Origin of the sequence: Cupriavidus lacunae (genome assembly GCF_003353055.1) — a bacterium.
In the GTDB taxonomy this organism is placed as follows: domain Bacteria; phylum Pseudomonadota; class Gammaproteobacteria; order Burkholderiales; family Burkholderiaceae; genus Cupriavidus; species Cupriavidus lacunae.
In genome coordinates, this window is sequence record NZ_QKWJ01000088.1 from 19,245 (window position 1) to 30,514 (window position 11,270).

Below are 11,270 nucleotides of genomic sequence, written 5' to 3' on the forward strand. Positions count from 1 at the left end.
GCCGCCTGTGCGGCCGGCTGCGCTTCATCATACACGCAGGCACGGCAGCCGTATGACGCTCATGTGACGCGCAAAGGCCCCGTCCGTCAGGCCCCCGCCAGCCGGAACTGGCCGACAGCGTGGTGCAGCGCCTCGGCCTGGTCTTCCAGCGATGCGGCGGCAGCCGCGGCCTCTTCCACCAGCGCGGCATTCTGCTGCGCCATCTGGTCCATCTGCGACACCGCCTGGTTGACCTGCTCGATGCCGCCGGTCTGCTCCTCGGTGGCCGCGCGCATCTCGCCCATCAGGTCGGTCACGCGCTTGACCGCGTCCACGATCTCGCCCATCGCCTTGCCGGCGCTCTCGACCAGCACCGCGCCGTCCTCCACGCGTTGCGCCGAGTTGCCGATCAGGGCCTTGATCTCCTTGGCTGCGGTGGCGCTGCGCTGCGCCAGCGTGCGCACCTCGCCGGCCACCACGGCGAAGCCGCGGCCCTGGTCGCCGGCACGCGCCGCTTCCACCGCGGCGTTGAGCGCGAGAATGTTGGTCTGGAAGGCAATGCCCTCGATCACGCCGATGATGTCGACCACCTTGCCGGAGGCGTTCTTGATCTCGCCCATGGTGTCCACCACCTGGCTGACGATGGTGCCGCCGCGTACGGCGATGTCCGATGCGCCTTCGGCCAGGTGGCTGGCCTGGCGCGCGTTCTCGGCGCTCTGGCGCACGGTGCTGGTGAGCTGCTCCATGCTGGCGGCGGTTTCCTCCAGCGACGCGGCCTGCTCCTCGCTGCGGCGCGACAGGTCGGCGTTGCCCGCGGCGATCTGCTTGGCCGCTCCCGCGATCGAATCGGCCGAGCCGCGGATGCTGCCGATCGCCCCGGTCAGGCGCGATTGCATGCGATGCACCGCATAGAGGACGCTGTGCTCGTCGCCGGGGCGCACCTCGACCTGGCTGGCCAGGTCGCCTTCGGCAATGCGCCCGGCAATGTGCGCCGTGGTGGAGGGTTCACCGCCCAACTGGCGCTGCAGGCTGGCGGCCACGCGCACCATCACCACCGACATCAGCACCCCGACCCCCAGCAGGATGCCGAACGTCTTCATCAGCTCGGCGCGGAACGCGGCCTCGATGTCGTCCAGGTACAGGCCGGTGGTGCAGATCCAGTTCCATGGCCGGAAGGTGGCGACATAGCCAAGCTTGGGCTGAGGCGCCTCGGCGCCGGGCTTGGGCCAGATGTACTCGATGAAACCCGTGCCCGCGCCCTTGCCGATCGCGGAGATCTCACGGAACAGATAGAAGCCGTTGGCGTCCTTGGTGTCTCCCATGGACTTGCCGTTCATCTCCGGCTTGAACGGATGCATCAGCACGGTGGCATCGGGGAGCGTCAGGGTGAAATAGCCGTCGCTGCCGTAGCGCATCACACGCACGCGCGCGATGGCCTGTTGCCTGGCCTCTTCCTCCGCCATCTTGCCGGCCTTGGCCAGGGCCTCGTACTCGGCCAGCACTGACATCGCCGTATCGGTCACATGGACCAGGTCGAGGCGACGCTCCTCCATGCGCAGCGTGCGGATATGCCAGGCGTTCCACAGGGTGATGCCGAGCAGGCAGACCCAGCTCAGCACCAGCGGTAACAGCAGCTTCTTCTTCAGGCTCAGGTTGTGCAGCATTGCTTCCACTCCTCCTTCTTCCGCGCTCTGCGCTTTTCTCATCGGTGACCGCGCATCGCGGCGCCGCTGATCGGCGGCGCCTGTCGGTGCGCCTGGCGCTGGGAGCGGCAGGCGCGCGTGCGTATGCGTCAGCGGCATAACGGCGCAAAGTGTTGGTAACTTGATTGAGGTAGTGTGGCCACACGTGCGGTGTGGTTAATTGGTTTCAATAGCCTTGGCTCTGGTTTGTGCGTCATGCGCATCTTGTCAGGTGTGGTAGCGTGTGATGAGTGCTGCGAACCTCTCTCCATGACGCCATGCCTGCCAAAATCGGTCAGAATCTGCGCTGCCCGACGAAGCCATTCATTTACCCCGCAAACGCCATGGCCAGCCTGCCCAGCCCCTCCGACGACGCCCGTGGCCATGACGGGCCGCTTGCCGTATTCCTGACCTTCCTGCGGCTCGGGCTGACGTCCTTTGGCGGACCCGTTGCCCACCTGGCGTATTTCCGCGAGGAGTTGGTGCGCCGCCGCCGCTGGATGAGCGAGGCTGCCTATGCCGACGTGGTGGCGTTGTGCCAGTGTCTGCCCGGCCCGGCCAGCAGCCAGACCGGCATTGCGCTGGGGTTGGCGCGCGCCGGCTACGGCGGCGCGCTGGCAGCCTGGGTGGGTTTCACGCTGCCTTCGGCGCTGGCCATGATCCTGTTCGCACTGGGCGTGGCGCACTACGGCATGGCCGCGGCGCCGGGCCTGCTGCACGGGCTGAAGCTGGTGGCGGTGGCGGTGGTGGCGCAGGCGGTCTGGGGCATGGCGCGCAGCCTCGTCATTGGGCCTGTGCGCATCGCCATCATGCTGATTGCCGCCGGCACCGTGCTGGCGCTGCCGGGTCCGTGGATACAAGTGGCCGTGATGGCCGCCGCCGCGGCCGCCGGCATGGCCCTGGTGCGGCCGACCCTGGCCGGCGCCCATGAACCGCTGGGCCTGCCGGTCACCCATCGCGCCGGCGTGCTGGCCCTAGTGCTGTTTGCCGCGCTGCTGGCCGGATTGCCGATGCTGGTAAAACTGGCAGTCGATCCTGCCGTGCGCGAGTTCGATGCCTTCTACCGTGCCGGCGCGCTGGTGTTCGGCGGCGGGCACGTGGTGCTGCCGCTGCTGGATGCGGCGGTAGTAGCCCCGGGCTGGGTTGGCAAGGAGACCTTCCTGGCTGGCTATGGCGCGACCCAGGCCATGCCGGGTCCGTTGTTCACCTTTGCCGCCTTCCTGGGCACGTCGATGCAGACGCCGCCAACCGGGCTGGCCGGCGGTCTGCTGTGCACGCTGGCGATTTTCCTGCCCGGCGCACTCCTGGTGGTCGGTGCGCTGCCGTTCTGGGAAAGCCTGCGCCGCAACCAGCGCGCGCAGGCGGCGCTGGCGGGCGTCAATGCCGGCGTGGTCGGGCTGCTGCTGGCGGCGCTGTGGAATCCCGTGTGGACCAGCGCGGTGCACGGCCCGCTGGATATCGTGCTGGTGGCCCTGGCGCTGGTCGCGCTGATGGTGTGGAAGCTGCCACCGTGGCTGGTGGTGGTGGCCAGCGGCGTGGCGGGTTGGGTGGCTGGCATGCTTGCCTGAACGAACAAGCGTCAACCGCTGATGTCGATTAGCGCTCACAAGTAAGCGCCAAAGTCTGTTTATCGCTCACTCATGAGCGATAAATGAGTCCCGAGCACCGGCTGCGTGGCCTTGGCTTCAATCACGACGCCTGCTGCTGTCTTCAGACTTGTAATGCACTGTAACCCCGGCAGGGAGCGGAGCGTTTGCACATTCAAATGCGAACGATTATCCTTCTCTCTTGCGTCGGTCATTGTGCAGATAATGACACATCTCGGTCCTTCGAAGTGTCCGGGACGGCGCTTCTGCAATCAGGACACCAGGGCCAGCCCCCTGCCCGGGGCGGCTTTCCAACCCACCGCAATGACCGAAACCCAGCCGGCCTCCGGCCAGCAGCGCCGCGCCTTCTGGCTCAAGCATCTCCACCAGTGGCACTGGATCAGCTCCGCGATCTGCCTGATCGGGATGGTGCTGTTTGCCGTCACCGGCTTCACGCTCAACCACGCCGCGCAGATCGAGGCCAGGCCCGCGGTCGAGACGCGCCACGCCACCATGCCCACGCGCGTGCTCGACAAGGTGCGAGCCGAAGCGCCGGCCGGCGATGCACAGGCGCGTGAAAGGAAGGCGCCGGTGCCGGCGGTGCTCGCCGGCTGGCTGGCGCAGGCGCTGGACATCGACGCCAGCGGGCGCGAGGCCGAATGGTCCGCCGGCGAAATCTACGTGGCGCTGCCGCGCCCGGGCGGCGACGCCTGGGTCAGCATCGATCTCGACAGCGGCGATGCCCAGTACGAGAAGACCACGCGCGGCGCCATCTCTTACCTGAACGACCTGCACAAGGGCCGCAATACGGGCCACGCGTGGAGCCTGTTCCTGGATGTGTTCGCACTGGCATGCCTGGTCTTCAGCGTGACCGGCCTGTTCCTGCTCAAGCTGCATGTGGGCGGGCGCGTAGCGACGTGGCCACTGGTGGGGCTAGGGCTGGTGGTGCCGGTGCTGCTGGCGATCCTGTTCATCCACTGATTCAGCCGTTCTGATCGTTTTCCTTCCTGCATCTCACTGACGAGGTTCTCCCGATATGCGCCGACTGCTCTCCGTCACCCTGACCGGCATGGCCGCGGTTCCCCTGGCCGGCCCCGCCCTGGCCGCGGACCTGAACGTCAAGGTCGAAATCCCGCGCCTGAACGTGGCCGAATACCACCGCCCCTATGTAGCGATGTGGGTCGAGCGCGCCGACCAGAGCCCGGTGCAGACCCTGGCGGTCTGGTACGACGGCAAGCAAAAGGATGGCGAAGGCACCAAGTGGCTCAAGGACATGCGCCAGTGGTGGCGCAAGGCCGGCCGCGACCTGCACATGCCGGCGGACGGCATTTCCGGCGCCACGCGCGCGCCGGGCGAGCACAGCGTGAGCTTCAGCGACGGCAAGGCGCCGCTGGGCAAGTTGCCCGCGGGCAACTACCAGCTGGTGGTGGAAGCCGCGCGTGAAGTGGGCGGGCGCGAGCTGCTGCGCGTGCCGTTCACGTGGCCGCCGCAAGCGGCACAGACTGCCCGCGCCAAGGGCGAACACGAACTCGGCGGCGTGACCGTCGAACTGAAGCCGTAATCTTTCCGGAGCCAGACGATGAAACCCTCCCGCATGTCCGTCGCATCTTCCCGCATGGCCACCCGTGTCGCCGTGCTCGCCCTGGCCGCCCTGGCGCCGCTGGCCGCGCACGCGCACCGCCAGTGGCTGCTGCCATCGGCCACCGTGTTGTCCGGCAGCGATCCGTGGGTGACCGTGGACGCCGCGGTCTCCAACGACCTGTTCTATTTCGAGCACGTGCCGATGCGGCTCGACAACCTGCAGGTGACCGCGCCCGACGGCAGCGCCGTCAAGGCCGAGAACGCGGCCACCGGCAAGTACCGCAGCACCTTCGACCTGCATCTGACCCAGCCGGGCACGTACCGCGTGGCCGTGGTCAACAACGGTCTCCTCGCCAGCTACAAGGTCGACGGCCAGACCAAGCGCTGGCGCGGCACCGCCGAGAGCTTCGCCAGGGAAGTCCCGGCCAGTGCGCAAGAGCTGCAGGTCACGCAGGCCGAAGGCCGCATCGAATCCTTCGTCACCGCCGGCAAGCCCAGCGACAAGGGCCTGCGCACCGTCGGGCGCGGCCTGGAGCTGGCGCCGATCACGCACCCGAACGACCTGGTCGCGGGCGACACCGCCAGCTTCCGCTTGCTGCTCGACGGCAAGCCTGCCAGCAACCTGAAGGTATCGGTGGTGCCGGGCGGCATCCGCTACCGCGACCAGCTGCAGGAGTTCAGCGCCACCACCGACGCCGACGGCAAGTTCAGCGTCAAGTGGCCGGCCCCCGGCATGTACTGGATGGAAGCCGAAGTGAAGGACGACCAGACCACCTTCAAGCAGGCCAAGTCGCGCCGCGCCGTCTACGCGGTGACGGTGGAAGTGCTGCCGCAATAAGCCGGTTGCCGGGTTTGAACCGCGTCCTGATCCCCGTTGCGCTGACCGCGCCCTCGCAGCCGCCGGCCGCCGATACGCGGCTGCAGCGCTGGGGTGGCGCGACCATGGGAACGACCTGGTCGGTGGCAGCGCTGCTGCCGCCGGCCGTGGATGCCGACGCCATCGCCGCCGGCATCCAGGCCGTGCTCAATGGCGTGATCGCGCAGATGAGCAACTGGGCAGCGGATTCGGACCTCAGCCGTTTCAACCGCGCGGCACCGGGCAGCTGGCACGCGCTGCCCGAAGACTGCTTCGCGGTGCTGCAATGCGCGCTGCAGGTGGCGCGCGACAGCGGCGGCGCTTATGACCCGAGCGCCGGACCGCTGGTCGACCTGTGGGGCTTCGGTCCAGCCCCGGCGCGCAGTGCGCCGCCATCGCCCGACGCGGTGCATGCCGCGCGCGGCCGCTGCGGCTGGGCCCGCATCGAAGTCGATGCCGCGGGCCGGCGCGCCTGGCAACCGGGCGGCGTGTCGCTGGACTTCTGCGCCATCGCCAAGGGCTTCGCCGTCGACGCGGTGGCACGCTACCTGTGCGGGCAAGGCCTGGACCACCACCTTACCGAAATCGGCGGCGAACTGCGCGGCCATGGCGTCAAGCCCGACGGCATGCCGTGGTGGGTCGCGCTGGAAACGCCCCCGGGGCCGGACAGCGATGCCGCGGGGCAGACGCTGGTGGCCCTGCACGGCCTGTCCGTCGCCACCTCTGGCGACTACCGCCGCTACTTCGACCGCGGCGGCCGCCGCTACGCCCACACCATCGATCCGCGCACGGGCTATCCGGCCAGCCACGCGCTGGCCTCTGTCACGGTGATCCATGCCCAGTGCCTGCTGGCCGATGCGCTCTCTACCGCGCTGACCGTGCTGGGCCCCGAAGCCGGCATGGCGCACGCGCGCCGCCACGGCATCGCCGCGCGCTTCCTGGTGCGCACGCCGGGCGGCTTCGACGAACATCTTTCCCCGGCCTTCGCCGCGATGCTGGCATGAGCACCAGGGCCATGCTGTCCGCTATCACCGGCGCAAGCTGGCTCGCCGTGGCCGGCGGCGTCGCGCTGTCCGTGCTGGGGCCGTCGCGCATGGCCATGGCGGCCGGCGTGGTGGCCGCCTACGTGGGCTTCTGCAGCGCAGTGGTTGCCCACCATCGCCAGCGGCGCGCGCGCGTGGCGGCACTCGCAGGCACTGAGGCGGGCGCGACGCTGATTGCCTATGCCTCCCAGACCGGGTTTGCCGAACAGCTTGCGCTGCAGACCGCCACCGCACTGCAGGGCGCGGGCATGCCGGTGCAGCTGCTGTCGCTGGCCGATGTCGATGCGCGGCGCCTGCGGGCATGCCGTCAGGCATTGTTTGTGGTCAGCACTACCGGCGAGGGCGACGCCCCCGACAGCGCGTCCGGCTTTGCGCGCCGCCTGCTGGGAGGCGCGGATTGCCTGCAGCAGTTGCGCTACGGCATCCTTGCGCTTGGCGACAGCAGCTACGCGCGCTTCTGCGCCTTCGGCCATACCCTTGAAAGCTGGCTGCAGCGCCACCGCGCCCAGCCGCTCTTTGACCTGGTCGAAGTCGACAACGGCGACGCCGGCGCATTGCGCCACTGGCAGAACCACCTGTCGGCGCTGAGCGGTGGCGCCGAGATCGCCGACTGGGAACGTCCACGCTATGGCAGCTGGCAGCTGGCGCAACGCCACCACCTGAATCCCGGCAGCCAGGGCGCGCCGGCATTCCACCTGGCGCTGGCGCCGCAGGATGGCGGCATGCCGGACTGGCAGGCCGGCGACATCGCCGAGATCGGCCCGTGCCACGCACCGGCCGACGTCGACCGGCTGCTGGCGCGCCTTGGCCTGGACGGCACCACGCCCGTGCGCTGCGATGGCCACGACACCACGCTCACCGAGGCCATGGCCACGCGCATGCCATTGCCCGAACCGCACTTCACGGCGATGCAGGGCCAGGGCCTGCCGCCGCAGCAACTGGTCGATGCGCTGTCGCCACTGCCACACCGCGAGTATTCGATCGCCTCGCTGCCGCAGGATGGCCAGCTTGAGCTGCTGGTGCGGCGGACCTGCCACGACGACGGCCGCCTGGGCCTGACCTCGGGCTGGCTGACCGAACACGCGGCCGTTGGCGCGCGCATCGCACTGCGCATCCGCACCAACCGCAGCTTCCACCCGCCGGCCGACGACCGGCCCCTGATCCTGGTCGGCAACGGCACCGGGCTGGCCGGGCTGCGCGCGCAACTCAAGGCCCGCGCTATGGCCCGGCAGCACCGCAACTGGCTGCTGTTCGGCGAACGCTCGGCGCTGCATGACGCCTTCTATGCTGAAGAACTGGCCGCATGGCAGGCCGACGGCACGCTGCAGCGCGTGGACCACGCCTGGTCGCGCGACGGCGGCGGACCGCGCTACGTGCAGGACGCCCTGCGCGCGCAGGGCGATACCGTGCGCCAGTGGGTGACGGACGGCGCGGCCATCTACGTCTGCGGCAGCCTGCAGGGCATGGCCGGCGGCGTCCATGACGCCCTCGTTGAAATCCTCGGCGAAGACGCGCTGCGCCGGCTTGCCGACGAGGGCCGCTACCGCCGCGACGTCTACTAAGCGGACCTGCCGCCACATGTACCGTGCGGAGATCGGCCGCGTGGCTCGCGCGCAGGCCGGCCATGCACTATCTTCGGTGTGAACTGCAAAGCATCTGCAGCTAATCACGACACCAACAACACCGAGGAGACCTGATGTTACGCACCCCCCGCCGCCTGGCCGCTGCGCTGGCCCTGCTCGCCACAGCCATCCCGGCCGCCATGGCCGAAGCCCCCGCCCGCAACAACGTGCTTGCCGTGCCCGGCCTGGAAAAGCCCGCCAGCGTGCTGGTCGACCGCTGGGGCGTGCCGCATATCTATGCCGGCACACTCTACGACGCCTTCTATGTGCAGGGTTTCATGGCCGCGCGCGATCGCCTGTGGCAGATCGACCTGTGGCGCAAGCGCGGACTCGGTGAGATGGCCAGGGACTTCGGGCCGGCCTATGCCGAAGGCGACCGCATGGCGCGCGCAGTGCTGTTCCGCGGCGACATGTACCGCGAATGGCTGGCCTATGGCTCCGACGCCAAGCGCGTGGCCGAGGCCTTTGTCGCGGGGGTGAACGCCTACGTGGCATTGACCGAACAGAAGCCCGAGTTGCTGCCGCCCGAATTCCGCAAGCTCAGCTACAAGCCCGCGCGCTGGCAGGCCGAAGACATCGTCCGCATCCGCCACCACGGCCTGACGCTGAACTTCACCGGCGAGGTCGAACGCGCCCAGCTCTATTGCCAGGCAAAAAAGGACGCCCCGCGCGCCGACTGGTTGCGCCGCGAACTCGACCCGCCGATCGAACCCAGGTTCAACCCCGGCATCGACCCCTGCACGGTCCCCGCCGCCGAACTGCGCCGCGCCTACGAACTGGCCACCGCCGCCGCGCGCTTCCCGAAGGAGGCGTGGGGCAACGCGCTGGACGCCAGCATCCCGCTCGACCAGCTCTACGCCCTGGTGGACCCCAACAGCGACACCGGCCGCAGCCTCGGTTCGAACAACTGGGTCATCGGCGGCAAGCGCACCACCACCGGCCGCCCGATCCTGGCCAACGACCCGCACCGCTCGCACGGCGCGCCCAGCCTGCGCTACATCAGCCACCTGAACGCGCCGGGCATGTCGGTGATCGGCGCCGGCGAACCGTTCCTGCCCGGCATCTCGATCGGGCACAACGGCACCATCGCCTTCGGGCTGACGCGCTTCTACATGGACCAGGAAGACCTCTACGGCTACGAGCTGAACCCGGCCAACCCGCACGAGTACAAGTACAAGGGCCGCTGGGAACCGATGGAGACCGTCACCGAAGAGATCGCGGTCAAGGGCGAGCCCACGCCGCGCAAGGTCACCATCGACTTCACCCGCCACGGCCCGGTGCTGGTCGCCGATATCGGCCGCGCGCACGCCTGGGCGCTGCGCGCCGCGTGGCTCGACTACGGCATGGCGCCGTACTTTGGCTCGATGGACTATATGCGCGCGCGCAACTGGGACCAGTTCCGCGCCGCCATGAACCGCTGGGGCGCGCCCGGCGAAAACCAGGTCTATGCCGACACCAGCGGCAATATCGGCTGGATTCCGGGCGGGTTGACCGTCAAGCGTCCCAACTGGGACGGCCTCACGCCGGTGGCTGGCGATGGCCGCTATGAGTGGGCCGGCTACCGCAACATGGACGAACTGCCGTGGGCCTACAACCCCGCGCCGGGCTATATCGTCACCGCCAACGAGAACAACATCCCGCCCGATCACCCCGCCGCGAAACTTGGCGTGGGCTACGAATGGAGCGACAGCTCACGCGCGCGCCGGCTCAAGGCCGTGGTGGGCGCCAATGCGCGCAGCTCGGTGCAGGACTCGATGGCGTGGCAGAACGACACTGTGTCGCTGCCGGCGCAGCATGTGGTCGCGCTGCTCAAGGACGTGCGCAGCGACGACCCGCACCTCGCCCGCGGCCTGGACCTGCTGCGCGGCTGGAACGGCAACGAGCGCGCCGACAGCGCTGCGGCGGCACTGTTCGAGGTCTGGTTCAGCAAACACCTGCGCCAGGCCGTGGTGCGCGCCGCGCTGCCGCCCGAAGCCGCACGCCTGGTCGGCGCCGGCGACGCCGCGCGCGTGGTGGCGGTGCTGGAGCAGCCCGGACCGTGGATGCCGTTGGAAAGCCGCAATGCGGTGATGCTTGAATCGCTGAAGGCCGCCATGGCGGAAGTCGAAGCCAAGCTCGGCCCCGATCCGCGGGCCTGGCAATGGGGCAAGCTCCACACTGCCGTGTTCACGCATCCGATGGACCCGATCCTGAGCGACGCGGAACGCCAGCAATTCAACGTCAACGCCGGCCCGATCGGTGGCTCGGCCTTTACGCCGATGAACACCAGCTATCGCAATAACGACTTCCGCCTGACCGCCGGCGCGTCGTTCCGCATGGTGCTGGACGTAGGCAACTGGGATGCGTCGCGCGTGGTCAATACGCCGGGGCAGTCGGGCAATCCGGCCAGCCCGCATTACCGCGACCTGGCGGCGCTGTGGGCAAAGGGGGAGTATTTCCCGCTGATTTATACGCGCAAGGCGGTGGAGAAGGAGAGCCGGGAGCGCTTGGAGTTGGTGCCGCAGTGAGGGGGTGATGCAGGCCAACAGGCCTGGTGAAAGCGGCCCTCTTCCGCGAGCGGGAGAGGGCCGCTGCATTTCTCCGCTGCGATTTAAGCATTGTCCGATTGAGTCTTCGCCAAGGCCACTTCTATGATCGGCCGTTGGCTACAACGGCGAAGACATGGACGCTATCGACGAATTCAACGGATACGGCGCCAGGGTGCCCGGGCGCCAGGCATATCATCTGATCGTCCCGGGTGCGGCCAGCGCGCCGGGGCTGTCAGTAGGGTCATTCAAGGCGGTGGAGCGACTGGGTGAGCCCTTCTATGAGGGCGAGGGTGTCAACCCCCTACAGTATTGAATTTCAGCATAGGGATGCATAGCGCGATAACTCTCTCCTTGCAAGCCATTCCTTTTCGTTCGCGAAACTGATGCGGTTGC

9 protein-coding genes are annotated in these 11,270 nt (G+C 68.6%); 8 read left to right on the forward strand and 1 reads right to left on the reverse strand.

The genetic code is table 11. The annotated features are described in order from the left end of the window. Window positions 1-86: 86 nt before the first annotated feature. Window positions 87-1,643 (reverse strand): methyl-accepting chemotaxis protein, encoded by a 1,557-nt coding sequence (locus DN412_RS35895; protein ID WP_115215899.1) that lies wholly within the window; start codon window positions 1,641-1,643, stop codon window positions 87-89. A gap of 362 nt (window positions 1,644-2,005) precedes the next feature. Here DN412_RS35895 and chrA point away from each other — a divergent pair, with 362 nt between their 5' ends. The 8 genes from chrA to DN412_RS35935 all read left to right on the forward strand — a co-directional run bounded on the left by chrA (window position 2,006) and on the right by DN412_RS35935 (window position 11,190). Further along, window positions 2,006-3,229, forward strand: coding sequence for a chromate efflux transporter (chrA, locus tag DN412_RS35900; protein ID WP_115215900.1), 1,224 nt, complete (start codon window positions 2,006-2,008; stop codon window positions 3,227-3,229). Between the two features lie 342 nt (window positions 3,230-3,571). After that, window positions 3,572-4,228, forward strand: coding sequence for a PepSY-associated TM helix domain-containing protein (locus tag DN412_RS35905; RefSeq protein WP_115215901.1), 657 nt, complete (start codon window positions 3,572-3,574; stop codon window positions 4,226-4,228). A gap of 55 nt (window positions 4,229-4,283) precedes the next feature. After that, on the forward strand, window positions 4,284-4,808 hold the full coding sequence (locus tag DN412_RS35910; protein ID WP_115215902.1) for a DUF2271 domain-containing protein: 525 nt from the start codon (window positions 4,284-4,286) through the stop codon (window positions 4,806-4,808). A gap of 18 nt (window positions 4,809-4,826) precedes the next feature. Then, the gene (locus DN412_RS35915) at window positions 4,827-5,666 is read left to right on the forward strand and encodes a DUF4198 domain-containing protein (protein WP_115215903.1); all 840 of its coding nucleotides are present in this window, start codon (window positions 4,827-4,829) and stop codon (window positions 5,664-5,666) included. Window positions 5,667-5,671: 5 nt separating this feature from the next. Next, window positions 5,672-6,688 (forward strand): FAD:protein FMN transferase, encoded by a 1,017-nt coding sequence (locus DN412_RS35920; protein WP_115215904.1) that lies wholly within the window; start codon window positions 5,672-5,674, stop codon window positions 6,686-6,688. Window positions 6,689-6,699: 11 nt separating this feature from the next. After that, window positions 6,700-8,289 (forward strand): sulfite reductase subunit alpha, encoded by a 1,590-nt coding sequence (locus DN412_RS35925; RefSeq protein WP_115215905.1) that lies wholly within the window; start codon window positions 6,700-6,702, stop codon window positions 8,287-8,289. A gap of 134 nt (window positions 8,290-8,423) precedes the next feature. Beyond that, window positions 8,424-10,856, forward strand: coding sequence for a penicillin acylase family protein (locus DN412_RS35930; protein ID WP_115215906.1), 2,433 nt, complete (start codon window positions 8,424-8,426; stop codon window positions 10,854-10,856). A gap of 154 nt (window positions 10,857-11,010) precedes the next feature. Continuing rightward, window positions 11,011-11,190 (forward strand): hypothetical protein, encoded by a 180-nt coding sequence (locus tag DN412_RS35935; RefSeq protein WP_115215907.1) that lies wholly within the window; start codon window positions 11,011-11,013, stop codon window positions 11,188-11,190. The last annotated feature ends 80 nt before the right edge of the window (window positions 11,191-11,270 follow it).

Excerpts from the sequence above, each read along its gene's own strand:
- chrA (WP_115215900.1), top strand. The coding sequence starts at position 2,006 with ATGGCCAGCCTGCCCAGCCCCTCCGACGACGCCCGTGGCCATGACGGG.
- DN412_RS35915 (WP_115215903.1), top strand. The coding sequence starts at position 4,827 with ATGAAACCCTCCCGCATGTCCGTCGCATCTTCCCGCATGGCCACCCGT.
- DN412_RS35930 (WP_115215906.1), top strand. The coding sequence starts at position 8,424 with ATGTTACGCACCCCCCGCCGCCTGGCCGCTGCGCTGGCCCTGCTCGCC.
- DN412_RS35925 (WP_115215905.1), top strand. The coding sequence starts at position 6,700 with ATGCTGTCCGCTATCACCGGCGCAAGCTGGCTCGCCGTGGCCGGCGGC.
- DN412_RS35910 (WP_115215902.1), top strand. The coding sequence starts at position 4,284 with ATGCGCCGACTGCTCTCCGTCACCCTGACCGGCATGGCCGCGGTTCCC.
- DN412_RS35905 (WP_115215901.1), top strand. The coding sequence starts at position 3,572 with ATGACCGAAACCCAGCCGGCCTCCGGCCAGCAGCGCCGCGCCTTCTGG.
- DN412_RS35895 (WP_115215899.1), bottom strand. The coding sequence starts at position 1,643 with ATGCTGCACAACCTGAGCCTGAAGAAGAAGCTGCTGTTACCGCTGGTG.
- DN412_RS35935 (WP_115215907.1), top strand. The coding sequence starts at position 11,011 with ATGGACGCTATCGACGAATTCAACGGATACGGCGCCAGGGTGCCCGGG.